The following is a 25,555-nucleotide window of genomic DNA, read 5'->3' as shown; positions in this document are numbered from 1 at the left end:
GCGACGCATGAAAGCAGCGGCAAAAACGCTAAAACCAAAACGTCAGGAAGAACAGGCCAACTTTGTCAGTTGGCGTTTTGCGTTGCTTTGCGGCTGCATTTTACTCGCTCTGGGTTTTCTGCTGGGACGCGTGGCCTGGCTGCAAATCATCGCCCCTGACATGCTGGTGCGTCAGGGCGACATGCGCTCCCTGCGCGTCCAGGAAGTGTCGACATCCCGCGGGATGATCACCGACCGTTCGGGTCGTCCGCTGGCGGTGAGCGTGCCGGTGAAGGCGATCTGGGCCGATCCGAAAGAGCTGCACGACGCTGGCGGTATCACGCTTGATAACCGCTGGAAGGCGCTTGCGGATGCGCTGAAGATGCCGCTGGACCAGTTAGCTTCACGCGTAAATACGAACCCGCGAGGGCGCTTTATCTATCTGGCGCGTCAGGTGAACCCTGACATGGCGGACTACATCAAAAAATTGAAGCTGCCTGGGATCCATCTGCGTGAAGAATCCCGTCGTTACTATCCATCCGGCGAAGTGACTGCTCACCTCATTGGCTTTACTAACGTTGATAGCCAGGGGATTGAAGGCGTTGAAAAAAGCTTTGATAAATGGCTCACCGGCCAGCCCGGCGAGCGCATTGTGCGTAAGGACCGCTATGGTCGCGTAATTGAGGATATTTCCTCTACGGACAGCCAGGCCGCACACAATCTGGCCCTGAGTATTGATGAGCGGTTACAGGCGCTGGTTTACCGCGAGCTGAACAATGCCGTGGCCTTCAACAAAGCGGAATCGGGCAGTGCCGTGTTAGTCGATGTCAACACGGGTGAAGTGCTGGCGATGGCCAATAGCCCGTCCTACAACCCTAACAATCTTACCGGTACGCAGAAGGATATTATGCGTAACCGTACCATCACCGACGTGTTCGAACCGGGTTCGACCGTTAAGCCGATGGTGGTCATGACTGCCCTTCAGCGCGGTATCGTCAATGAAAACACCGTCCTGAATACCATTCCATACCGAATTAACGGCCACGAGATCAAAGACGTGGCGCGCTACAGCGAATTGACCCTGACCGGGGTGTTACAGAAGTCGAGTAACGTCGGTGTTTCAAAGCTGGCGTTAGCGATGCCGTCCTCAGCGTTAGTAGAGACTTACTCACGTTTTGGGCTTGGAAAGGCGACCAATTTGGGGTTGGTCGGAGAACGCAGTGGCTTATATCCTCAAAAACAACGGTGGTCTGACATAGAGAGGGCCACCTTCTCTTTCGGCTACGGGCTAATGGTGACACCGTTACAGTTAGCGCGAGTCTACGCAACGATCGGCAGCTATGGCGTTTATCGTCCGCTGTCGATTACCAAAGTTGATCCACCGGTTCCCGGCGAGCGTATCTTCCCGGAATCAACCGTCCGTACGGTTGTTCATATGATGGAAAGCGTGGCGCTGCCCGGCGGCGGCGGCGTGAAGGCGGCAATCAAAGGTTATCGCATCGCCATCAAGACCGGCACGGCGAAAAAAGTAGGGCCGGACGGCCGCTATATCAACAAATACATTGCCTATACCGCAGGCGTTGCGCCTGCAAGCAATCCGCGTTTTGCGCTGGTGGTCGTGATAAACGATCCACAGGCGGGTAAATACTACGGCGGCGCCGTCTCCGCGCCTGTGTTCGGGGCTATCATGGGCGGCGTGTTACGCACCATGAACATCGAACCGGATGCGCTGGCGACGGGCGAAAAAAGTGAATTTGTAATTAATCAAGGCGAGGGTACAGGTGGCAGATCGTAATTTGCGCGACCTTCTCGCTCCGTGGGTGCCAAATGCACCGGAGCGAGCACTGCGAGAGATGGTACTGGACAGCCGCGTGGCTGCTTCTGGCGATCTTTTTGTGGCGGTGGTCGGTCATCAGGCGGACGGGCGTCGTTATATCCCGCAGGCGATTGCGCAAGGTGTGGCTGCCATTATTGCTGAGGCGAAAGATGAGGCAACCGACGGTGAGATCCGTGAAATGCACGGGGTGCCGGTCATCTATCTCAGCCAGTTAAACGAGCGTCTTTCCGCGCTGGCGGGACGTTTTTATCACGAACCTTCCGACCAGCTGCGCCTGGTAGGCGTCACGGGTACGAACGGTAAAACCACTACCACGCAGCTGATGGCGCAGTGGGCCCAGCTGCTGGGTGAAACCGGTGCGGTGATGGGTACCGTGGGTAACGGCCTGCTGGGCAAAGTGAGCCCGACGGAAAACACCACCGGCTCGGCCGTAGACGTACAGCATGTGCTTGCCGGTCTGGCAGGGCAGGGGGCAACCTTTGCTGCGATGGAAGTCTCTTCGCACGGTCTGGTTCAGCACCGCGTCGCGGCGCTGAAATTTGCCGCTTCCGTGTTTACCAACCTGAGCCGCGATCATCTTGATTATCACGGTGATATGGAGCATTACGAAGCCGCGAAATGGCTGCTGTTCTCTACTCACCATTACGGACAAGCCATCATCAACGCCGACGACGAAGTGGGCCGCCGCTGGCTGGCGAAGCTGCCGGATGCGGTTGCGGTGTCGATGGAAGACCATATCAATCCCAACTGCCACGGCCGCTGGCTGAAGGCGGTTGAGGTGAATTATCACGACAGCGGGGCGACAATCCGCTTTGCCTCTTCCTGGGGTGAAGGCGAAATTGAAAGCCGCCTGATGGGCGCTTTTAACGTCAGCAACCTGCTGCTGGCGCTGGCAACGCTGCTGGCGCTGGGTTATCCGATGGCTGAACTGCTGAAAACCTCAGCGCGTCTGCAGCCGGTTTGCGGCCGTATGGAAGTGTTCAGCGCGCCGGGCAAACCGACCGTTGTGGTTGATTATGCCCACACGCCGGATGCGCTGGAAAAAGCGCTGGAAGCGGCGCGCCTGCACTGCGCCGGTAAGCTCTGGTGCGTGTTTGGCTGTGGCGGCGATCGCGATAAAGGCAAACGCCCGCTGATGGGGGCTATTGCCGAGCAGTTCGCAGATATTCCGGTTGTGACCGATGACAACCCGCGTACCGAAGAGCCGCGCGCCATCATTAATGACATTCTGGCGGGCATGCTGGACGCGGGCCGCGCTCGCGTGGTGGAAGGGCGTGCGGAAGCCGTGACCAACACCATCATGCAGGCGCAGGAGAATGATGTTGTCCTGCTGGCGGGCAAAGGCCATGAAGATTATCAGATCGTTGGCAATCGCCGTCTGGACTACTCGGACCGCGTAACGGCAGCACGCCTGCTGGGAGTCGTGGCATGATTAGCATCACGTTAAGCCAGGCTGCTGCCATCCTGCAGGGCGACCTGCACGGGCAAGACCTGACCATTGATGCCGTAACGACGGACACCCGCAAGATTACCGCAGGCTGTCTGTTTGTGGCGCTGAAAGGCGAGCGTTTTGACGCGCATGATTTTGCAGAACAGGCCAAAGGGAACGGTGCCGGTGCGCTGCTCGTCAGCCGCAAGCTCGATATCGATCTGCCACAAATTGTGGTGAAAGATACGCGTCTCGCGTTCGGTGAACTGGCCGCCTGGGTTCGTCAGCAGGTCCCTACTCGCGTTGTCGCCTTGACCGGTTCATCAGGCAAGACGTCGGTGAAAGAGATGACGGCGGCGATCCTCAGCCAGTGCGGGAATACGCTTTATACCGCGGGCAACCTCAATAATGACATCGGCGTGCCGATGACATTACTCCGCCTGACCAAAGAACATGAATTTGCGGTGATCGAGTTAGGGGCAAACCACCAGGGCGAAATCGCCTGGACCGTGAGCCTGACTCGCCCGGAAGCCGCACTGGTGAATAACCTCGCGGCGGCGCATCTGGAAGGCTTTGGCTCGCTGGAAGGCGTAGCGAAAGCCAAAGGTGAGATTTACACCGGTCTGCCGGATGACGGTATCGCCATCCTGAACGCCGACAACAACGACTGGCTGAACTGGCAAAGCATCATTGGTTCGCGTAAAACCTGGCGCTTCTCGCCGAATGCGGCCAACAGTGATTTTACCGCGACCAATATCCATGTGACGTCGCACGGCACGGAGTTCACCCTCACCACCCCAACGGGTGGCGTAGATGTGCTGCTGCCGCTGCCGGGTCGCCATAATATCGCCAATGCGCTTGCGGCGGCGGCGTTGTCGACGGCAGTGGGCGCGTCGCATGAAGCGATTAAAACCGGGCTGGCGAACCTGAAAGCCGTGCCGGGGCGTCTGTTCCCGATTCAGCTTTCGGAAAACAAGCTGCTGCTTGATGACTCCTACAACGCGAACGTGGGCTCGATGACGGCGGCGGTGCAGGTGTTATCTGAAATGCCGGGCTACCGCATCATGGTGGTGGGCGATATGGCAGAGCTGGGCGACGAAAGCGAAGCCTGCCATACCCAGGTCGGTGAAGCGGCGAAAGCGGCGGGGCTGGACTGCGTGCTGAGCGCAGGAAAACTGAGCCAGGCGATTAGCCAAGCCAGCGGCGTTGGCGAGCATTTTGCTGATAAAACCGCGTTGATAGCGCGCCTTAAGGCGTTGATTACAGAAAAACAAATTGTGACTGTGTTAGTGAAAGGTTCACGTAGTGCCGCCATGGAAGAGGTTGTGCACGCATTACAGGAGAACGGGACATGTTAGTTTGGCTGGCCGAACATTTGGTCAAATATTATTCAGGCTTTAACGTCTTTTCGTATCTGACGTTTCGCGCCATCGTCAGCCTGCTGACTGCGCTGTTCATCTCGTTGTGGATGGGCCCGCGCATGATTGCCCGTCTGCAAAAACTCTCTTTCGGCCAGGTTGTGCGTAACGACGGTCCGGAATCGCACTTCAGCAAGCGCGGCACGCCGACCATGGGCGGGATCATGATCCTGACCGCCATCGTCGTTTCCGTGTTGCTGTGGGCCTATCCCTCTAACCCGTACGTCTGGTGCGTTCTGACGGTACTGGTGGGTTACGGGATCATCGGTTTTGTGGATGATTACCGCAAAGTCGTCCGCAAAGATACCAAAGGCCTGATCGCGCGCTGGAAGTATTTCTGGATGTCGGTGATCGCGCTGGGCGTGGCCTTTGCGCTGTATCTGGCAGGCAAAGACACGCCAGCTACCGAGCTGGTCGTGCCGTTCTTTAAAGACGTGATGCCGCAGCTGGGGCTGTTCTACATCCTGCTGGCCTACTTTGTGATTGTCGGTACCGGTAACGCCGTTAACCTGACCGACGGTCTGGATGGCCTGGCCATTATGCCAACCGTCTTTGTGGCCGCCGGTTTTGCGCTGGTGGCGTGGGCGACCGGTAACATGAACTTTGCGAACTACCTGCACATCCCTTATCTGCGCCACGCGGGTGAGCTGGTGATCGTCTGTACGGCGATTGTCGGCGCGGGGCTGGGCTTCCTGTGGTTCAACACCTATCCGGCGCAGGTCTTTATGGGTGACGTCGGTTCTCTGGCTTTGGGCGGTGCGCTCGGTATTATCGCCGTACTGCTGCGTCAGGAGTTCCTGCTGGTGATCATGGGCGGCGTGTTTGTGGTTGAAACCCTGTCGGTGATTTTGCAGGTCGGTTCCTTCAAGCTGCGCGGTCAGCGCATCTTCCGTATGGCGCCGATTCACCACCACTATGAACTGAAAGGCTGGCCGGAGCCGCGCGTGATTGTGCGCTTCTGGATTATTTCGCTGATGCTGGTGCTGATTGGCCTGGCAACGCTGAAGGTACGTTAATCATGGCAGATTACCAGGGCAAAAAAGTCGTTATCATCGGGTTGGGCCTCACGGGGCTCTCCTGCGTGGACTTTTTCCTCGCACGCGGCGTGACGCCACGCGTGATGGATACGCGTGTCTCTCCGCCGGGTCTGGACAAACTGCCGGAACAGGTTGAACGCCACCTTGGTGGTCTGAATGATGACTGGCTGCTGGCAGCCGATCTGATTGTCGCCAGCCCGGGTATGGCGCTGGCGCATCCTTCGCTGAGCGCTGCTGCGGATGCGGGCGTTGAGATTGTCGGCGATATCGAGCTGTTCTGCCGCGAAGCGCAGGCACCTATTATCGCCATTACCGGTTCTAACGGTAAAAGCACCGTCACCACCCTGGTGGGGGAAATGGCGAAAGCGGCGGGCATGAACGTCGGCGTTGGCGGTAACATTGGTTTACCCGCTCTGATGCTGCTGGATAAAGGCTGCGAGCTGTATGTTCTCGAGCTTTCCAGCTTCCAGCTGGAAACCACCTCCAGCCTGCATGCTGCGGCCGCGACGATCCTCAACGTGACTGAAGATCATATGGACAGGTATCCATTTGGTCTGCAGCAGTACCGTGCCGCCAAGCTCCGCGTTTATGAAAATGCCAAAGTCTGCGTTGTTAACGCCGATGACGCGCTGACCATGCCGGTGCGTGGCGCAGACGATCGCTGTATCAGCTTCGGTATCACGATGGGGGATTACCACCTGAACCGTCAGCTGGGCGAAACCTGGCTGCGCGTGAAGGGTGAGAAAGTGCTGAACGTGAAAGAGATGAAGCTCTCTGGTCAGCACAACTATACCAATGCCCTGGCGGCGCTGGCGCTGGCGGATGCAGTAGGGCTGCCGCGATCCTCCAGCCTGAAAGCGTTAACCACGTTTTCTGGTCTGGCGCACCGTTTCCAGCTGGCGCTGGAGCACAACGGCGTGCGCTGGATTAACGACTCCAAAGCCACCAACGTCGGAAGCACGGAGGCCGCGCTGAACGGTCTGCACGTTGACGGCACCCTGCATTTACTGCTGGGCGGCGACGGTAAATCAGCTGATTTCTCCTCCCTGAAGCCGTATCTCGCCGGAGATAACATCCGCCTGTACTGCTTCGGGCGTGACGGCAGCGAGCTGGCTGAACTGCGCCCTGAGGTTGCCGAGCAAACCGAAACCATGGAACAGGCGATGCGGCTGATTGCCCCTCGCGTGAAGCCAGGCGATATGGTGCTGCTCTCTCCGGCCTGTGCCAGCCTCGATCAATTCAAGAATTTCGAACAGCGTGGTGATGTCTTTACCCGCCTGGCGAAGGAGTTAGGCTAATGCGTTTATCTCTCCCTCGCCTGAAAATGCCGCGCCTGCCAGGATTTGGGATCCTGGCATGGGTATTTGCGGCGCTCAAAGGCTGGGTGATGGGCTCTCGTCAAAAAGATAACGACAGCCTGGTCATGTACGATCGCACGCTGTTCTGGCTCACTATGGGGCTGGCGGCGGTCGGCTTCATTATGGTGACGTCAGCCTCAATGCCCGTCGGGCAGCGTCTGGCGAACGATCCTTTCCTGTTTGCCAAGCGTGATGGTCTTTACATCATCCTGGCGTTCTGCCTGGCGCTGGTGACCTTGCGCCTGCCGATGGAGTTCTGGCAGCGCCACAGTACGGCGATGCTGATCGCCTCGATTATTATGCTGCTGATCGTACTGGTGGTGGGGAGCTCTGTTAACGGGGCATCGCGCTGGATCGCCTTTGGCCCGCTGCGCATTCAGCCTGCGGAATTTACCAAGCTCTCCCTGTTCTGCTATCTGGCTAACTACCTGGTGCGTAAGGTTGATGAAGTGCGTAACAACCTGCGCGGCTTCTTAAAACCGATGGGCGTGATTCTGGTGCTGGCGGTATTACTGCTGGCGCAGCCTGACCTCGGTACCGTTGTCGTGCTGTTCGTTACCACTCTGGCCATGCTGTTCCTGGCGGGCGCGAAGCTGTGGCAGTTCATCGCTATCATCGGGATGGGTATTTCGGCGGTTGTGCTGCTGATCCTGGCCGAGCCTTACCGTATTCGCCGTGTTACCTCGTTCTGGAACCCGTGGGAAGATCCCTTCGGCAGCGGTTATCAGCTGACGCAGTCGCTGATGGCCTTTGGTCGCGGTGAAGTCTGGGGGCAGGGGCTGGGTAACTCGGTACAGAAACTGGAGTATTTACCGGAAGCGCACACTGACTTCATCTTCTCCATTATTGCGGAAGAACTGGGTTATATCGGTGTGGTATTAGCGCTATTAATGGTATTCTTCGTCGCTTTCCGCGCCATGTCTATCGGCCGGAAAGCGCTGGAGATCGATCACCGCTTCTCAGGATTCTTAGCCTGTTCAATTGGTATCTGGTTTAGCTTCCAGGCATTGGTTAACGTCGGGGCCGCAGCGGGTATGCTGCCGACCAAAGGTCTGACGCTGCCGTTGATCAGTTATGGTGGTTCGAGTCTGTTGATTATGTCGACGGCCATCATGTTTTTGTTGCGTATAGATTATGAGACGCGTCTGGAAAAAGCCCAGGCGTTTACACGAGGTTCACGATGAATCAACCGAAGCGGTTAATGGTGATGGCAGGCGGTACCGGTGGACACGTGTTCCCGGGGCTGGCGGTTGCGCACCATTTAATGGATCAGGGCTGGCAGGTACGCTGGCTGGGAACCGCAGACCGCATGGAAGCCGAACTGGTACCGAAGCACGGTATCGAGATCGACTTTATTCGTATTTCCGGCCTTCGGGGCAAAGGCCTCAAGGCAATGCTGCTGGCTCCGGTGCGTATTTTTAACGCCTGGCGTCAGGCGCGCACCATCATGAAGCGCTTTAAGCCAGATGTGGTGCTGGGCATGGGCGGCTATGTCTCTGGTCCTGGCGGGCTGGCGGCGTGGTCGTTAGGCATTCCCGTTGTGCTACATGAACAGAACGGTATTGCTGGTCTGACCAACAAGTGGCTGGCGAAAATCGCTACCAAAGTTATGCAGGCGTTTCCCGGTGCGTTCCCGAAAGCGGACGTGGTGGGTAACCCGGTGCGCGTGGACGTGCTGGCGCTCCCGCTGCCGGACGCTCGCCTGACGGGCCGTGAAGGGCCGGTTCGTGTACTGGTCGTCGGCGGCTCTCAGGGCGCACGCATTTTAAACCAGACGATGCCGCAGGTTGCCGCAAAGCTGGGGGATACCGTGACCATTTGGCACCAGAGCGGAAAAGGCGCTCAGCAGACCGTTGAGCAAGCTTACGCCGAGGCGGGGCAGCCGCAGCATAAAGTCACAGAATTTATCGACGACATGGCGGCGGCGTATGCCTGGGCCGATGTCGTGGTTTGTCGTTCAGGCGCGCTGACGGTGAGCGAGATCGCCGCCGCCGGTCTGCCGGCCCTTTTTGTGCCGTTCCAGCACAAAGACAGACAGCAGTACTGGAATGCGCTGCCGCTTGAGAAAGCCGGTGCCGCGAAGATTTTTGAACAGCCACAATTTACCGCCGACGCGGTCGCCACCACCCTGGCGGGCTGGAACAGAGACGCACTGCTGGAGATGGCGCAACGCGCACGCGCGGCCGCTATCCCTGATGCGACGGAACGGGTGGCAAAAGAAGTGAGCCTGGCAGCCCAGGCTTAACCCTCGCAGCGCGTGTTGCGCTGCACGAATTTTAAGTAGTCGATGGCGTTTAGAGAATGAATACACAACAACTGGCAAAACTGCGTTCAATCGTGCCCGAGATGCGTCGCGTCCGGCACATTCACTTTGTTGGCATCGGTGGTGCTGGCATGGGCGGTATTGCCGAAGTGTTAGCTAACGAAGGTTATCAGATCAGCGGGTCTGACCTGGCGCCAAACCCTGTTACGCAGCAGCTGGCGTCGCTTGGGGCGACTATCTATTTCAACCATCGTCCGGAAAACGTGCGCGATGCGAGCGTGGTGGTGGTCTCCAGCGCCATCTCCTCTGACAACCCGGAAATCGTTGCCGCACATGAAGCGCGCATTCCGGTGATCCGCCGTGCAGAAATGCTGGCGGAACTGATGCGTTTCCGTCACGGCATCGCCATTGCCGGGACCCACGGTAAAACCACGACCACGGCGATGGTCTCCAGTATTTATGCGGAAGCGGGTCTCGACCCGACGTTCGTCAACGGCGGTCTGGTCAAAGCCGCGGGCGTACACGCGCGTCTGGGCCACAGTCGTTATCTGATTGCCGAAGCGGATGAGAGCGACGCGTCGTTCCTGCACCTGCAGCCGATGGTGGCGATTGTCACTAACATCGAAGCTGACCATATGGATACCTACCAGGGCGACTTCGAGAACTTAAAGCAGACCTTCATCAACTTTCTGCACAACCTGCCGTTCTATGGACGCGCGGTGATGTGCGTAGACGATCCGGTGATCCGCGAGCTGCTGCCGCGTGTGGGTCGTCAAATCACCACTTACGGCTTTAGTGAAGACGCTGACGTCCGCGTGGAAGAGTACAAACAGATTGGTGCGCAGGGGCACTTCACGCTGGCGCGTCAGGACAAAGAGTTGCTGCACGTCACGCTGAATGCGCCAGGTCGCCATAACGCCCTCAATGCCGCAGCGGCTGTGGCCGTCGCGACGGAAGAAGGCATTGATGATGATGCCATTCTGCGCGCGCTGGAAAGCTTCCAGGGCACCGGTCGTCGTTTCGACTTCCTCGGTGAATTCCCGCTGGACGCCGTGAACGGTAAAGCCGGCACTGCGATGCTGGTGGACGACTATGGTCACCATCCGACCGAAGTCGACGCCACCATTAAAGCCGCACGTGCAGGCTGGCCGGACAAAAATCTGGTGATGGTCTTCCAGCCGCACCGCTTCACGCGTACGCGCGATCTGTACGACGATTTCGCCAGCGTCCTGTCACAGGTAGACACCCTGTTAATGCTGGACGTGTACGCCGCAGGCGAGACGCCGATTCCGGGGGCCGACAGCCGCTCTCTGTGTCGTACCATCCGTGGACGCGGTAAAGTTGACCCTATTCTGGTTTCTGACCCTGCAAAGGTGGCGGAAATTCTGGCACCGGTTCTTACAGGTAACGATTTGATTCTGATTCAGGGCGCGGGAAATATTGGCAAAATCGCCCGTACCTTAGCTGAAATCAAACTGAAGCCGCAAACCCAGGAGGATGAGCATCATGGCTGATAAGATTGCTGTCCTGTCTGGCGGTACCTCCGCCGAGCGCGAGGTTTCCCTGAATTCCGGCGCGGCTGTGCTGGCGGGCCTGCGTGAAGGTGGCGTCAATGCGCACCTGGTCGACCCAAAAGAGGTCGACGTGACGCAATTAAAAGCCATGGGCTTCGATAAAGTCTTTATCGCTTTGCATGGTCGCGGCGGCGAAGACGGCACCCTGCAGGGGCTTCTGGATTTGATCGGCATGCCGTACACCGGCAGCGGCGTGATGGCCTCCGCTATCTCTATGGATAAACTGCGCAGCAAGCTTCTGTGGCAGGGCGCGGGGTTACCCGTTGCGCCATGGGTTGCGCTGACGCGTCGCGAATTTGAATTGGGCCTGCCGGATAGCGTTAATGCACGCATTGCTGAGCTGGGCTTACCGGTTATTGTAAAGCCCAGCCGGGAAGGCTCCAGCGTGGGAATGTCCAAAGTCGACAAAGCTGAAGATCTTTCGTCCGCTTTAGCACTGGCATTTCAACATGATGAAGAAGTTCTGATTGAAAAATGGCTCAGCGGGCCGGAATTTACCGTCGCGATGCTTGGCGAAGAAATTTTACCGTCAATTCGTATCCAACCGGCCGGAACCTTCTATGATTATGAGGCGAAGTATCTCTCTGATGAGACGCAATATTTCTGCCCTTGTGGTCTTGAAGCTGAGCGTGAAGCAGATTTACAGTCCCTGGTGCTTAAAGCCTGGCATATTCTGGGTTGTCAGGGCTGGGGACGCATCGACGTGATGCAGGACAGTGACGGACAATTTTATCTGCTGGAAGCGAATACCTCTCCGGGAATGACCAGCCACAGCCTTGTGCCGATGGCCGCGCGTCAGGCGGGGATGAGCTTCTCGCAGTTAGTCGTACGCATTCTGGACCAGGCGGGCTGATATGTCTCAGGCTGCATTGAACACGCGCAACCGCGATGACGAGGACGAATACGCCTCCTCACGCCGCAGTAATGGAACGCGTCTTGCAGGCATCATTTTCCTGCTCGGGGTGCTGTGCACCGTGTTTATCAGCGGCTGGATGGTCCTGGGCTGGATGGAAGATGCGCAGCGGTTGCCGCTCTCTAAGCTGGTGGTCACCGGTGAGCGTCACTACACGCGTAACGACGATATTCGCCAGTCAATACTGGCGCTGGGGTCACCTGGCACCTTTATGACGCAGGACGTCAATATTATCCAGAGCCAGATAGAACGTCTGCCATGGATAAAACAGGCGAGCGTAAGAAAGCAATGGCCTGATGAATTGAAGATTCATCTGGTTGAATATGTGCCCATTGCGCGTTGGAATGATCAGCACATGGTTGACGCAGACGGAAACTCCTTCAGCGTCCCGGCCGATCGTGTCAACAAGCAAAATTTACCGATGTTGTATGGCCCGGAAGGTAGCGAAAACGAGGTGTTACAAGGTTTTCGCGAAATGGGTCAGGTGCTGGCGAAGGACAGGTTTACGTTAAAAGATGCTGCCATGACGGCGCGCCGTTCCTGGCAGCTGACGTTAACGAACGGCATTAAGCTCAACCTGGGACGCGGCGACACAATGAAGCGTCTGGCGCGTTTTGTCGAACTTTACCCGGTTTTACAGCAGCAGGCACAGACTGACGGCAAACGGATAAGCTACGTTGATTTGCGCTATGACTCAGGCGCAGCAGTCGGTTGGGTACCGGCTCCGGTCGAGGAACCTAATCAGCAACAGAATCAGGCACAGGTACAGGCAGAACAACAATGATCAAGGCGACGGACAGAAAACTGGTAGTTGGACTGGAGATTGGCACCGCGAAGGTTGCCGCTTTAGTAGGGGAAGTTCTGCCCGACGGTATGGTCAATATCATTGGCGTAGGCAGTTGCCCGTCCCGTGGTATGGATAAAGGTGGGGTAAACGATCTTGAATCGGTGGTGAAATGCGTTCAGCGCGCCATCGATCAGGCTGAACTGATGGCAGATTGCCAGATTTCTTCTGTCTATCTGGCCCTTTCTGGTAAGCACATTAGCTGCCAGAACGAAATCGGTATGGTGCCGATTTCCGAAGAAGAAGTGACGCAGGAAGACGTTGAAAACGTTGTGCACACGGCGAAATCCGTGCGTGTCCGCGACGAGCATCGCGTGCTGCATGTCATTCCGCAGGAATATGCGATTGACTACCAGGAAGGGATCAAGAACCCGGTTGGCCTTTCTGGCGTACGTATGCAGGCAAAAGTGCACCTGATCACATGTCACAACGATATGGCGAAGAACATTGTAAAAGCCGTTGAACGTTGTGGCCTGAAAGTTGACCAACTTATTTTCGCGGGTCTGGCGGCAAGTTATTCCGTGCTGACCGAAGATGAACGTGAACTGGGTGTCTGTGTGGTCGATATTGGTGGTGGTACAATGGATATCGCCGTGTATACCGGCGGTGCGTTGCGCCACACGAAAGTGATCCCTTATGCCGGGAACGTTGTGACCAGCGATATTGCTTACGCTTTTGGTACGCCGCCGAGCGATGCAGAAGCGATCAAAGTGCGCCACGGCTGTGCGCTGGGGTCTATCGTTGGCAAAGATGAGAGCGTTGAAGTGCCGAGCGTCGGTGGTCGTCCACCTCGTAGCCTGCAGCGCCAGACGTTGGCAGAGGTCATTGAGCCGCGCTATACCGAGCTGCTCAACCTGGTCAACGAAGAGATTTTACAGTTACAGGAACAGCTTCGTCAGCAGGGCGTTAAACATCATCTTGCGGCGGGGATTGTATTAACCGGCGGTGCAGCGCAAATTGAAGGTCTTGCGGCCTGTGCTCAGCGCGTGTTCCATACGCAGGTGCGTATTGGTGCGCCGCTGAATATCACCGGTTTAACGGATTATGCTCAGGAGCCGTATTATTCAACGGCTGTGGGCCTGCTCCACTACGGGAAGGAATCTCATCTCAGTGGTGAAGCAGAAGTGGAAAAACGCGTCTCAGTGGGGTCGTGGGTCAAACGACTGAACAACTGGTTGCGAAAAGAGTTTTAATTTTTTTAAGAGACCGGAGAGAATTAGCGGTCTCGGGCGACAGGCACAACGGAGAGAGAAATTATGTTTGAACCTATGGAATTGACCAACGACGCGGTGATTAAAGTCATCGGCGTCGGTGGCGGCGGCGGTAACGCCGTAGAGCATATGGTGCGTGAACGCATTGAAGGTGTTGAATTCTTCGCAGTTAACACCGATGCGCAGGCACTGCGTAAGACGGCTGTAGGCCAGACTATCCAGATCGGCGGTGGTATCACCAAAGGGCTGGGAGCAGGGGCTAACCCGGAAGTCGGTCGTAATGCGGCTGAAGAAGATCGTGAAGCGCTGCGCGCTGCACTGGAAGGTGCTGACATGGTCTTCATCGCAGCAGGTATGGGTGGCGGTACCGGTACCGGCGCAGCACCTGTTGTTGCTGAAGTGGCAAAAGATTTAGGTATCCTGACCGTTGCTGTCGTGACCAAGCCTTTCAATTTTGAAGGCAAGAAGCGTATGGCCTTCGCGGAGCAGGGTATCACCGAGCTGTCCAAGCATGTGGACTCGCTGATCACCATCCCGAACGACAAACTGTTGAAAGTTCTGGGTCGCGGTATTTCCCTGCTGGACGCATTCGGTGCAGCAAACGACGTGCTGAAAGGCGCGGTTCAGGGTATCGCTGAACTGATTACCCGTCCAGGCCTGATGAACGTTGACTTTGCAGACGTTCGCACCGTGATGTCCGAAATGGGCTACGCGATGATGGGCTCTGGTGTGGCGAGCGGTGAAGACCGTGCTGAAGAAGCGGCTGAAATGGCTATCTCTTCTCCACTGCTGGAAGATATCGATCTGTCTGGTGCGCGCGGCGTGCTGGTCAACATTACCGCTGGCTTTGACCTGCGTCTGGATGAGTTCGAAACCGTGGGTAACACCATCCGTGCGTTCGCCTCTGACAACGCTACCGTGGTAATCGGTACTTCCCTTGACCCTGAAATGAACGACGAGCTGCGTGTTACCGTTGTTGCGACCGGTATCGGTATGGACAAGCGTCCTGAGATCACCCTGGTGACCAACAAGCAGACTCAGCAACCGGTAATGGATCGTTACCAGCAGCACGGTATGTCTCCTCTGACTCAGGAGCAGAAACCGGCCGCGAAAGTGGTGAACGACCCAACGCCGCAAACGGCGAAAGAGCCAGATTATCTGGATATCCCGGCGTTCCTGCGTAAGCAAGCTGACTAAGAATTGGCTGGAATTAGGGGATTTGCGCTCTTTGTGCTAAACTGGCCCACCGTTAGTGATATACACTCTCGGTTGGATAGTTAATTTGGCGAGATTATACGATGATCAAACAAAGGACACTTAAACGTATCGTTCAGGCGACTGGTGTCGGTTTACATACCGGCAAGAAAGTCACGCTGACGTTACGCCCTGCGCCGGCCAATACCGGGGTCATCTATCGTCGCACCGACTTGAATCCACCGGTAGATTTTCCGGCCGATGCCAAATCTGTGCGTGATACTATGCTCTGTACTTGTCTGGTGAACGAGCATGACGTGCGGATTTCTACCGTAGAGCACCTGAACGCCGCCCTGGCGGGTCTGGGTATCGACAACATTATTGTTGAAGTCGATGCGCCAGAAATCCCGATTATGGATGGCAGTGCTGCACCGTTCGTCTATCTGTTGCTGGATGCCGGCATCGAAGAACTGAACTGCGCGAAGAAATTTGTACGCATCAAAGAGACCGTTCGCGTCGAAGATGGCGACAAGTGGGCTGAATTCAAACCGTACAATGGTTTCTCGTTGGACTTTACCATCGACTTTAACCATCCGGCGATTGACTCCAGCACCCAACGCTATGCGATGAACTTCTCTGCTGATGCGTTTATGCGCCAGATCAGCCGAGCCCGTACATTTGGCTTCATGCGTGATATCGAATATCTGCAGTCCCGCGGCTTGTGCCTGGGCGGCAGCTTCGATTGTGCCATCGTTGTTGACGATTATCGCGTACTGAACGAAGACGGCCTGCGTTTCGAAGATGAATTCGTTCGTCACAAAATGCTGGATGCTATCGGCGACCTGTTCATGTGTGGTCACAACATCATTGGTGCATTTACCGCGTTCAAATCCGGTCATGCGCTGAACAACAAACTGTTGCAGGCCGTCCTGGCAAAACAGGAAGCCTGGGAATATGTGACCTTCGAAGACGAAGCTGAACTGCCGCTGGCTTTCAAAGCACCAAGCATGGTTCTGGCGTAACGGTTCAAACCGTTTCGTAAAAAAATCGACTGGTTAACCTGGTACTCTCTCCGACCAGGAAGACCAGTCGTTTTTATTTTTACCCTTCTTCGTTTACCCCTGCGGTATCTCTCGTTTGTCTTACTCAGAAAATATGTGCGTTAGCTGCATTCTTGACCGTTTTTCTCCGCGGCGGCACCTCATTCCTGCTGATGTATATTGGCTTTAGTGGTACTATCTGGGCGCTAAAATGAATAACTGAACTCAGCCTCTGCAAGGCTGGCTTATTGGGTGGAGCAGGTGAGCGGAATACTGACGCGCTGGCGACAATTTGGCAGACGTTACTTCTGGCCGCATCTCTTATTAGGGATGGTCGCGGCGAGTTTCGGCTTGCCTGCGCTCAGCAACAGTGCCGAAGCGGCGACGCCCGCAAAAACCTCCACCACTAAACACGATCTCAGCACGCGGGTTAACTTCACTAACCTCGCGTGGCTTGAAGCCAGTCGCCGCCCAAACTTCACCGTCGATTACTGGCACCAGCACGCTATCCGCACCGTTATCCGCCATCTGTCCTTTGCGATGGCACCGCAGGCCATGCCTGTTGCGGAAGAGGCGCTGCCGGTGCAGGCTCAGCATCTTGCCCTGCTGGACACGCTCAACGCGCTGCTCACGCAGGACAGCCAGCCGCCGGTCATGGTTCGTCAGACAACGCAGCGTGCGTTTGTTTCACCAGCTTCATTCTCTGTTTCAACCTGGATTAGCCAGGCTCACGGCATTCGCGCCGGGCCGCAACGCCTCAGCTAAATTAACTTTTTCAATACCTTAATTTATCTGCCCACAATGGGGCGTTTGAGAATTTATTATGCTAATCAAATTGTTAACTAAAGTTTTTGGTAGTCGTAACGATCGTACCCTGCGCCGTATGCGCAAAGCTGTTGCCGTCATCAACGGTATGGAACCAGCGATGGAGAAGCTCTCTGATGACGAGCTGAAAGCGAAAACGGCGGAATTCCGTGCGCGTCTGGAAAAAGGTGAAACCTTAGAAAGCCTGATCCCGGAAGCGTTTGCTGTCGTGCGCGAAGCGAGTAAGCGTGTATTCGGCATGCGTCACTTCGACGTTCAGCTGCTGGGTGGTATGGTGCTCAACGAGCGCTGCATCGCGGAAATGCGTACCGGTGAAGGTAAAACCCTGACCGCAACGCTGCCGGCTTACCTGAACGCGCTGACCGGTAAAGGCGTTCACGTGGTTACCGTCAACGACTATCTGGCGCAGCGTGACGCCGAAAACAACCGTCCACTGTTCGAATTCCTCGGTATGACCGTCGGCATCAACATGTCCGGCCTGCCTGCGCCAGCCAAGCGCGAAGCGTATAACGCGGACATCACCTACGGCACCAACAACGAATACGGCTTCGACTACCTGCGTGACAACATGGCGTTCAGCCCGGAAGAGCGCGTACAGCGTAAGCTGCACTATGCGCTGGTGGATGAGGTTGACTCCATCCTGATCGATGAAGCGCGTACCCCGCTGATCATCTCCGGCCCGGCTGAAGACAGCTCCGAGATGTACCGTAAAGTCGACAAAATCATTCCACACCTGCTGCGCCAGGAGAAAGAGGACTCGGATACCTTCCAGGGTGAAGGTCACTTCTCCGTAGATGAAAAAGCGCGCCAGGTGAACCTGACCGAACGTGGTCTGGTGAAAATTGAAGAGCTGCTGGTAGCTGAAGGCATCATGGAAGAGGGCGAGTCCCTGTACTCCCCGAGCAACATCATGCTGATGCACCACGTGACCGCTGCACTGCGCGCCCACGCGCTGTTCACCCGCGACGTCGATTACATCGTTAAAGACGGCGAAGTGATCATCGTCGATGAACACACCGGCCGTACCATGCAGGGACGTCGCTGGTCTGACGGTCTGCATCAGGCTGTGGAAGCCAAAGAAGGTGTGGATATTCAGAATGAAAACCAAACGCTGGCGTCTATTACCTTCCAGAACTATTTCCGTCTGTACGAGAAGCTGGCGGGGATGACCGGTACTGCTGATACCGAAGCGTTTGAATTCAGCTCCATCTACAAGCTGGATACCGTGGTCGTTCCAACCAACCGTCCGATGATCCGTAAGGATATGCCGGATCTGGTGTACATGACCGAAGCGGAAAAAATTCAGGCGATCATCGAAGATATTCGCGACCGCACTGCCAACGGCCAGCCGGTTCTGGTGGGGACCATCTCCATCGAGAAATCTGAAGTGGTTTCTCACGAGCTGACTAAAGCGGGTATCAAACATAACGTTCTGAACGCCAAATTCCACGCCAAAGAAGCGGACATTGTTGCGCAGGCGGGTTATCCGGCTGCCGTAACCATTGCCACCAACATGGCGGGTCGTGGTACCGATATTATGCTGGGCGGTAGCTGGCAGGCTGAAGTGGCGGAGCTTGAAAACCCAACGCCAGAACAGATTGCGCAGATCAAAGCTGACTGGCAGGTTCGTCATGACGCCGTCCTGGCTTCCGGCGGTCTGCACATCATCGGTACAGAGCGTCACGAGTCTCGTCGTATCGATAACCAGCTGCGTGGCCGTGCGGGTCGTCAGGGTGATGCCGGTTCATCCCGCTTCTACCTGTCTATGGAAGATGCGCTGATGCGTATTTTCGCCTCCGACCGTGTTTCCGGCATGATGCGTAAGCTGGGGATGAAACCTGGCGAAGCCATCGAGCACCCTTGGGTGACTAAAGCGATCGCTAACGCACAGCGTAAAGTGGAAAGCCGCAACTTTGATATTCGTAAGCAGCTGCTGGAATATGATGATGTGGCTAACGATCAGCGTCGCGCGATCTACACCCAGCGTAACGAACTGCTGGACGTGTCCGACGTGAGCGAAACCATCAACAGCATTCGTGAAGATGTGTTTAAAGCCACCATCGACGCGCATATTCCACCGCAGTCTCTGGAAGAGATGTGGGATATCGAAGGCCTGCAGGAACGTCTGAAAAATGACTTTGACCTCGATCTGCCAATCAAAGAGTGGCTGGATAAAGAGCCTGAGCTGCACGAAGAGACCCTGCGCGAACGTATCTTTGAAACCGCGCTGGACGTCTACAAGCGTAAGGAAGAGGTTGTTGGCGCTGAAATGATGCGTCATTTCGAAAAAGGCGTGATGCTGCAGACGCTCGACTCCCTGTGGAAAGAGCACCTGGCGGCGATGGACTACCTGCGTCAGGGTATTCACCTGCGTGGCTATGCGCAGAAAGATCCGAAGCAGGAATATAAGCGTGAATCCTTCTCCATGTTTGCCTCGATGCTGGAATCACTGAAGTATGAAGTGATCAGCACCCTGAGCAAGGTTCAGGTGCGTATGCCTGAAGAAGTGGAAGCGATGGAGCAGCAGCGTCGTGAAGAGGCCGAGCGCCTGGCACAAATGCAACAGCTGAGTCATCAGACCGACGACAGCGAAGCCGCAGCGGCGATCGCCGCGCAGACCGGCGATCGTAAAGTGGGTCGTAACGATCCTTGCCCGTGTGGTTCCGGTAAAAAGTACAAGGCGTGCCACGGCCGTCTGAGCTAAGTTCATAAAAAAACAAAAAGGCGCAGAAATCTGCGCCTTTTTTATGGAAGTGACAATATGAAAATACTGCAAATTGCCGTCGGGATTATTCGCAACCCGCAAAACCAAATCTTCATCACCCAGCGCGCTGCCGACGCCCATATGGCGAACAAGTGGGAGTTTCCAGGCGGTAAAATCGAGTCAGGTGAAACGCCGGAAGAGGCGCTGGTTCGGGAGCTTCAGGAAGAGGTGGGGATCACGCCGCTTGGCGCAACGCTGTTTGATAAGCTTGAGTACCAGTTTCCGGACAGGCACATCACGCTGTGGTTCTGGCTGGTAGAAAACTGGGAGGGGGAACCCTGGGGAAAAGAGGGACAGCCGGGTAACTGGGTGGAACTTCAGGCAAGTGATGCCGAAAAATTCCCGCCAGCTAATGAACCCGTGATCCTGCGGTTAGTCGCACAACCGTAGGCCTGCTGAGCGAAGCGCCAGCAGGCTTTACAGATTACTGCTGGGTTTCACTCCAGTCATCGCTATCCGAGAGATCGCCTTCGCTTGGAATGCGTTTCTCTTCCGCCGCCCATTCGCCCAGGTCAATGAGCTGGCAGCGCTTGCAGCAGAATGGGCGGAACGGACTGACTTCGCCCCAGACAACGGTTTTGCCACAGGTTGGGCAGCTTACGGTGGTGACATCAGACATCGGCACTCCTTAACAACAGGCCAGTTCAAAATCGAGACGTTCCGGCACGGTGCCATTTTCACTGTCCAGCGGCATAAAGCGAATCGCAAAGCGGCTCTTATGCCCGGAAATCTGTGGGTAAAGCTGTTCGCCGAGAGACAGATTGAGACGCAGAAGATCGGCATCATCACCGTTATCCTGGAAGAAACCATTCAGGCTGGTTTGCTTGCGGAACGGCGCAGAGTTACGGATCAGATCGAGGATCAGCGATAGCGTCTGGTGCATTGGCTCCAGGCTTGCCAGCCAGCTGTTCACCTGTGCGTCACGCTGCGCCTGTGGCATATGTAGCCACATATGCAGCGTCGGCAGGTCGAAGCTGCAGCAGCCGCCAGGAATGCTCAGACGCTGGCGCACCAGGCCAATCAGGCGGTCTTCACGCAAAAACTGCCCGACGCGCGGCGCGGCCATCAGGACGGCGCTGCTGCTTTTCAACTGCTGGCGGAGCGCGTCGATACGGCTCTGATCTACGCCGGGGACCTCTGTCCATGCCTGCAATTTACGCTGCTGGCGCTCCAGCTCTTTGAGTAATTCTGTGCGGACATCGCCGCGTTCAATCACATCCAGCAGATCGCCTACGTTGCGGAAGAAGTGCAGCGCGTTGGCATGATCGTTAACAGGCAGATGTTGTGAAAGTTGTTGAATAAGGAATTCGATGCGCAGCCAGGTGCGCATTTTTTCGTTGAGCGGATGCTCAAAAAGGATGTGTGTCGACATTATGGTTTTTCCTGTGCAACGGCCTGCGCGGCGAACGTCAGATACTGCGCGTGCAGACGGGCAACATCCGATGCAATGGCATCTGGTGCGCCGTTATTATCAATAACATCATCCGCCACGGCAAGGCGCTGAGCGCGCGTAGCCTGAGCGGCAAGAATTTGTTCAGCATGCTCCCGAGAGACGCGATCGCGCGTCATGGTTCTCTGGATTTGCGTTTCGGGCGCGACATCAATCACCAGCACACGATCGGCTTTCTTCTGCAGCTGATTTTCAACCAGTAGCGGAACCACCCACAGGACATAGGGCGAGCGGGCTGCGGCTATCTGACGTTGAGTTTCCTGGTGGATGATGGGGTGGAGCAGGGCATTAAGCCAGGCTTTTTCCGCAGAATCAGAAAAAATACATTCGCGAAGCTGACGGCGATTCAGTGTGCCATCGGCACTGATAACTGCATGACCAAAATGTTCTGCGATGGCCTTTAGCGCGGGTGTATTGGGCTCTACCACCTGGCGGGCAATGATATCGGCATCAATAATCGTGATACCCAAACGAGAGAACGCGTCCGCAACGGTACTTTTGCCACTACCGATGCCGCCGGTTAATGCGACGATATACCCCATTAATTCAAATCCTGGGAATTATTCATTATTAAAATCAATTGATTAAAACGCTTAGGTGCGCCGGCAACTGTTTGGCCCTGTTTACCTGCTTTTTACCAGGTAAATTTATAGGATTGTAGCGTAAAAAAAGAGAATTTCGCAGTCTTGCGGAGCAGGTATTAGTGCGTATGATAACGTCACTGGAGTTGTGCTTTTAACATATTTGCCTCTAACCCCAGGAATCCGCACATGCGTATCGAAGAAGATCTGAAGTTAGGTTTCAAAGACGTTCTTATCCGCCCTAAACGCTCTACACTGAAAAGTCGCTCAGACGTTGAACTCGAACGTCAATTCACCTTTAAGCATTCCGGTCAGACCTGGTCTGGCGTGCCGATCATCGCTGCCAACATGGATACTGTGGGAACCTTTGAGATGGCAACCGCCCTGGCACAGTTCGACATTCTCACCGCCGTGCACAAACATTACAGCCCTGAAGAGTGGAATGCGTTTGTTGCGACCGCGCCTGCTGACGTGGTGAAGCATGTGATGGTTTCTACCGGGACCTCCGATGCGGATTTCGAGAAGACCAAACAGATCCTGAACGCTAACCCGGCGCTCAACTTCGTTTGTATTGACGTGGCGAACGGTTACTCCGAACACTTCGTGCAGTTCGTCAGCAAGGCGCGTGAAGCCTGGCCGACGAAAACCATCATCGCGGGCAACGTGGTGACCGGTGAAATGTGTGAAGAGCTGATCCTTTCCGGTGCAGATATCGTGAAAGTGGGTATTGGCCCGGGCTCCGTGTGCACGACCCGCGTCAAAACCGGCGTCGGTTATCCGCAGCTCTCTGCAGTCATTGAATGCGCCGACGCGGCGCACGGTCTGGGCGGCCAGATCATCAGCGATGGCGGCTGCACCATGCCGGGCGACGTTGCGAAAGCCTTCGGCGGCGGCGCAGACTTCGTAATGCTCGGCGGTATGCTGGCTGGACACGAAGAGAGCGGTGGTACCGTTGTGGAAGAAAATGGCGAGAAATTTATGCTCTTCTACGGCATGAGCTCTGAATCCGCGATGACCCGTCACGTCGGTGGCGTGGCAAAATACCGTGCGGCAGAAGGTAAAACCGTGAAGCTGCCTCTGCGCGGCCCGGTTGAATACACCGCGCGCGATATCCTCGGCGGCCTGCGCTCGGCCTGCACCTACGTTGGGGCATCCCGCCTGAAAGAGCTGACGAAACGTACGACGTTTATTCGCGTTCAGGAACAGGAAAACCGCGTATTCAATAGTCTGTAATGGCTTCTGCTGGCGCATGCCCGTGCGCCAGCACTGTTTAGCACTAACCCGCGCTCATCGCATCTCCCAGATGGAAAATCGGCAGGTACATTGCCACCACCAGCGTGCCGATGATGACCCCTGTCACAATCAGAAGCACTGGCTCGAGAAGTGCCGCCAGATTATCTGCCCGTTGAAAGGTCTGTTCCGTGTGGTGCCGGGCGAGATTTTCCAGCATGATGTCCAGCGCACCTGACATTTCGCCGGTTCGTAAAAGCTGAATACACAGCGGGGTAAAGATGGCCGCTTTCTGAAAGGATGACCAGACGGGGAGACCTTTTTCAATGTCCTCGCGAACGCTGCGGAGTATTCCCCGCCAATAGCGACTTTCAACGGTCTCCTCTGCGCTCTCCAGGCCCTGTAAAAAGGGGATACCTGCCTGCTGCGTGAGTGACAGCACGGTAAAGATGTGTCCCAGCTTTTGGCCTTTTGCCAGCGCGCCCATCACGGGCGTATGGATCAGTATGCGCTGCCAGCGAGGGTTCTGCCTCAGAGCCCAGGCGGCGGCTAAGGGCATTAATAACGCGACGAACAACGCGAGGGCATAGGACTGGATAAATGCGGCCATCCCCATGACCATTTGTGTCAGCATCGGAAGCGGCGTGTTAAACGTTTTGTAGATCGCGGCAAACTCGGGCAAGACCAGAATGACCATCGCCAGCACCACGAGTACGGCCAGCGTCAGGACGATCGCCGGATAGCGCAGGGCCTTTTTCACCTTATCTCTGAGCTGCTGCTGCGCTTTTTGCTGCTGCGCGAGCTGGCGGCAGCACTCCTCCAGTTTCCCTGTGAGCTCACCGGTTTTCACCATCGAGACATGCAGTGGGCTAAACACCGCTGGCCACTTTTTTAGCGACTCAGAAAAGGGGGATCCCTCACTGAGCTCATCGGCAATGCTTTGCAGCAGCGCCTGCCACGGTTTTAACGGATGTTGCTCTGCCAGCATCTGCAGGCTGTGGGACAACGTCAGCCCCGCCTGCAGAAGCGTTGCGAGCTGGCGAAACATCTCGTAGCAGTGATGCGGCCGCCAGCGGTGCCGCTGAGCGCATCGGGTAAGCGCCAGAGGATGGAGATCGCTACGCATCAGCCTGGTGAAGGCGGCATTGCGGTCTGTGGCCCAGAGTGTTCCGCTTTGGGGTTCACCTTCTTTGGTGAGCGCTCGCCAGCGCCAGAGCTGATTAGCAGCCATCCGGCATTCCCAGCACGCGCACCAGCTCTTCGATCGTGGTCAGCCCTTTTTCGACGGCCATGCAGCCGTGCTCAAAAAGAGAAATCATTCCCGCCTGCCGGGCACTCGCCTCTATCACTTCGATTCCCGCCCCGCTGGCAATGGCCTGGCGCAGGGCATTGTCGATCGCCAGTACTTCAAAAATGGCAACGCGGCCATAAAAACCGTGATAACAGCGATCGCAGCCGGTGGGCTGCCAGCGTGGAAGCGGTCTGGACCATACGGCGCGCGGTAATTCAGCATGCTCGCTGGCTTCCCGGCGACAGTGCGGACACAAACGCCGGACCAGTCTCTGGGCAATCACCATCGACAGCGCGGAAGATATCATCCAGCGCGCGACGCCCATCTGCTCCAGGCGAATCAGGGTTTCCGTCGTCGAGTTGGTGTGCAGCGTTGACAGCACCAGATGACCGGTCTGGGCGGCATTAATGGCAATTTCTGCCGTTTCACCGTCACGGATTTCGCCGACCATAATGATGTCTGGATCCTGACGCAGCAGCGCCCTCAGCACGCTCTGGAATGTTAAACCCGCCCGGGGATTAATCTGCGTCTGGTTTAATCCCGCAAGGGGGATCTCAATCGGATCCTCCACGCTACAGATGTTGACGTCAGGGGTATTACGCGCCTGCAGCGCGCTGTACAGCGTCACGGTTTTGCCGCTGCCGGTAGGGCCGGTGACCAGAATCAGCCCCTGCGGCTGGTGGAGAACCTCATTGAAACAGGCCAGTTGTTCTGCGCTCATGCCAAGCGCTTTCGGCTCAAGAGCCTGTTGAACCTGATGCAGGAGACGCAGCACAATTTTCTCGCCACCGCTGCAGGGAAGCGTCGCGATCCGAAACGAGACCGGCTCGTTTGCCAGCTCAATCGTAAACTGACCGTCCTGAGGTAAACGACGTTCAGCAATATCCAGGTTACCCAGCACCTTTAAACGTGCGCTGAACAGGCTGGCCAGCGAGGCGGAAAGCGGAGGCTGGGGGCAAAGAACCCCGTCGATGCGTAACCGAATCTGGCATGCATGCTCCATCGGTTCGATATGAATGTCGGAGGCGCGCTGGTTGATTGCCTGCTGCAGCGTGTGGTTGAGGATATCCACCGTCGAGTGTGTTTGCGAAACGACGGGCAGATGCGATTGTGACGTTAGCTGACGGTGTTTTTCCATGCGCTCAGCGCTCCAGCACTCAATATCAATCCGTTTCTGGGTCGCGAAGCGCAGCGCCTCCATGAGTTCAGCCGCGGGGCTGCCCACGACGGCGATGCTGACCATGTCACTGTCGCTGGTGAGCAGCAGAGCGTGATGGCGCTGACAAAGCGCCACGAGTTGATCGGTATTCATTATCC

The 25,555-nt window shown here is 56.2% G+C and carries 22 protein-coding genes; 17 read left to right on the top strand and 5 right to left on the bottom strand.

Annotation, left to right across the window (positions count from 1 at the left end):
• Window positions 1-7: 7 nt before the first annotated feature.
• The 16 genes from M2422_RS10985 (at window position 8) to mutT (ending at window position 20,076) form a co-directional block, all read left to right on the top strand.
• Window positions 8-1,774: a peptidoglycan glycosyltransferase FtsI gene (locus tag M2422_RS10985; RefSeq protein WP_033144627.1), complete on the top strand. Its 1,767-nt coding sequence runs from the start codon at window positions 8-10 to the stop codon at window positions 1,772-1,774.
• Complete coding sequence (gene murE / locus M2422_RS10980; RefSeq protein WP_048979011.1) at window positions 1,761-3,248, top strand: UDP-N-acetylmuramoyl-L-alanyl-D-glutamate--2,6-diaminopimelate ligase; 1,488 nt, start codon at window positions 1,761-1,763, stop codon at window positions 3,246-3,248. Before M2422_RS10985 ends, murE begins: the two co-directional genes overlap by 14 nt.
• Entirely contained in the window at window positions 3,245-4,603 is a 1,359-nt protein-coding gene (gene murF, locus M2422_RS10975) for a UDP-N-acetylmuramoyl-tripeptide--D-alanyl-D-alanine ligase (protein WP_064673232.1), read from the top strand. Before murE ends, murF begins: the two co-directional genes overlap by 4 nt.
• Window positions 4,597-5,679, top strand: coding sequence for a phospho-N-acetylmuramoyl-pentapeptide-transferase (gene mraY, locus M2422_RS10970; protein ID WP_008501985.1), 1,083 nt, complete (start codon window positions 4,597-4,599; stop codon window positions 5,677-5,679). The genes murF and mraY overlap by 7 nt, the downstream gene beginning before the upstream one ends.
• A 2-nt stretch (window positions 5,680-5,681) precedes the next feature.
• Window positions 5,682-6,998 (top strand): UDP-N-acetylmuramoyl-L-alanine--D-glutamate ligase, encoded by a 1,317-nt coding sequence (gene murD, locus M2422_RS10965; RefSeq protein WP_069303667.1) that lies wholly within the window; start codon window positions 5,682-5,684, stop codon window positions 6,996-6,998.
• Entirely contained in the window at window positions 6,998-8,242 is a 1,245-nt protein-coding gene (gene ftsW / locus M2422_RS10960; RefSeq protein WP_023310395.1) for a cell division protein FtsW, read from the top strand. Before murD ends, ftsW begins: the two co-directional genes overlap by 1 nt.
• Window positions 8,239-9,303, top strand: a complete 1,065-nt coding sequence (murG, locus tag M2422_RS10955; RefSeq protein WP_064673234.1) for an undecaprenyldiphospho-muramoylpentapeptide beta-N-acetylglucosaminyltransferase — start codon at window positions 8,239-8,241, stop codon at window positions 9,301-9,303. The genes ftsW and murG overlap by 4 nt, the downstream gene beginning before the upstream one ends.
• A 56-nt stretch (window positions 9,304-9,359) precedes the next feature.
• Window positions 9,360-10,835, top strand: coding sequence for a UDP-N-acetylmuramate--L-alanine ligase (gene murC, locus M2422_RS10950; RefSeq protein WP_064673235.1), 1,476 nt, complete (start codon window positions 9,360-9,362; stop codon window positions 10,833-10,835).
• Window positions 10,828-11,748, top strand: a complete 921-nt coding sequence (locus M2422_RS10945) for a D-alanine--D-alanine ligase (RefSeq protein ID WP_064673236.1) — start codon at window positions 10,828-10,830, stop codon at window positions 11,746-11,748. Before murC ends, M2422_RS10945 begins: the two co-directional genes overlap by 8 nt.
• Window position 11,749: 1 nt before the next feature.
• Window positions 11,750-12,592: a cell division protein FtsQ gene (gene ftsQ / locus M2422_RS10940; protein ID WP_023310399.1), complete on the top strand. Its 843-nt coding sequence runs from the start codon at window positions 11,750-11,752 to the stop codon at window positions 12,590-12,592.
• Complete coding sequence (gene ftsA, locus M2422_RS10935; RefSeq protein ID WP_023334508.1) at window positions 12,589-13,845, top strand: cell division protein FtsA; 1,257 nt, start codon at window positions 12,589-12,591, stop codon at window positions 13,843-13,845. The genes ftsQ and ftsA overlap by 4 nt, the downstream gene beginning before the upstream one ends.
• Window positions 13,846-13,908: 63 nt before the next feature.
• A complete protein-coding gene (gene ftsZ / locus M2422_RS10930) occupies window positions 13,909-15,060 on the top strand; it encodes a cell division protein FtsZ (RefSeq protein ID WP_008501978.1) in 1,152 nt (383 codons plus the stop codon).
• Window positions 15,061-15,161: 101 nt separating this feature from the next.
• Window positions 15,162-16,079: a UDP-3-O-acyl-N-acetylglucosamine deacetylase gene (lpxC, locus tag M2422_RS10925; RefSeq protein ID WP_008501977.1), complete on the top strand. Its 918-nt coding sequence runs from the start codon at window positions 15,162-15,164 to the stop codon at window positions 16,077-16,079.
• 279 nt (window positions 16,080-16,358) lie between these two features.
• Complete coding sequence (secM, locus tag M2422_RS10920) at window positions 16,359-16,862, top strand: secA translation cis-regulator SecM (protein WP_033146485.1); 504 nt, start codon at window positions 16,359-16,361, stop codon at window positions 16,860-16,862.
• Between the two features lie 58 nt (window positions 16,863-16,920).
• On the top strand, window positions 16,921-19,626 hold the full coding sequence (gene secA / locus M2422_RS10915) for a preprotein translocase subunit SecA (RefSeq protein ID WP_023310402.1): 2,706 nt from the start codon (window positions 16,921-16,923) through the stop codon (window positions 19,624-19,626).
• Window positions 19,627-19,683: 57 nt separating this feature from the next.
• A complete protein-coding gene (gene mutT, locus M2422_RS10910) occupies window positions 19,684-20,076 on the top strand; it encodes an 8-oxo-dGTP diphosphatase MutT (protein WP_023310403.1) in 393 nt (130 codons plus the stop codon).
• A 34-nt stretch (window positions 20,077-20,110) separates the two neighbouring features.
• Here mutT and yacG read toward each other — a convergent pair whose 3' ends face one another.
• Genes yacG through coaE form a run of 3 tightly spaced genes read right to left on the bottom strand, consistent with a single transcriptional unit; the run spans window position 20,111 to window position 21,678 of the window.
• Window positions 20,111-20,305, bottom strand: a complete 195-nt coding sequence (yacG, locus tag M2422_RS10905) for a DNA gyrase inhibitor YacG (protein WP_023310404.1) — start codon at window positions 20,303-20,305, stop codon at window positions 20,111-20,113.
• A gap of 9 nt (window positions 20,306-20,314) precedes the next feature.
• Entirely contained in the window at window positions 20,315-21,058 is a 744-nt protein-coding gene (gene zapD, locus M2422_RS10900) for a cell division protein ZapD (protein WP_064673237.1), read from the bottom strand.
• Complete coding sequence (gene coaE, locus M2422_RS10895; protein WP_064673238.1) at window positions 21,058-21,678, bottom strand: dephospho-CoA kinase; 621 nt, start codon at window positions 21,676-21,678, stop codon at window positions 21,058-21,060. The genes zapD and coaE overlap by 1 nt, the downstream gene beginning before the upstream one ends.
• Before the next feature lie 228 nt (window positions 21,679-21,906).
• Between coaE and M2422_RS10890 the strand changes: the two genes are divergently transcribed.
• On the top strand, window positions 21,907-22,950 hold the full coding sequence (locus M2422_RS10890) for a GMP reductase (protein WP_064673239.1): 1,044 nt from the start codon (window positions 21,907-21,909) through the stop codon (window positions 22,948-22,950).
• 43 nt (window positions 22,951-22,993) lie between these two features.
• Here the strand turns inward: M2422_RS10890 and hofC are convergent, their stop codons facing one another.
• Both hofC and gspE read right to left on the bottom strand, forming a co-directional pair.
• Window positions 22,994-24,178 (bottom strand): protein transport protein HofC, encoded by a 1,185-nt coding sequence (hofC, locus tag M2422_RS10885; RefSeq protein WP_064673240.1) that lies wholly within the window; start codon window positions 24,176-24,178, stop codon window positions 22,994-22,996.
• Window positions 24,168-25,550 carry a type II secretion system protein GspE gene (gene gspE, locus M2422_RS10880; protein WP_033144635.1) on the bottom strand — a complete coding sequence of 461 codons (1,383 nt, stop codon included), beginning with the start codon at window positions 25,548-25,550 and terminating at the stop codon, window positions 24,168-24,170. The genes hofC and gspE overlap by 11 nt, the downstream gene beginning before the upstream one ends.
• Window positions 25,551-25,555: the final 5 nt, after the last annotated feature.

The organism is Enterobacter sp. SLBN-59, assembly GCF_024807915.1.
GTDB classification, from domain to species: domain Bacteria; phylum Pseudomonadota; class Gammaproteobacteria; order Enterobacterales; family Enterobacteriaceae; genus Enterobacter; species Enterobacter asburiae_B.
The sequence above is the reverse complement of the archived record's forward strand: the minus strand, read 5'-3'. Positions and strand labels throughout refer to the sequence as shown.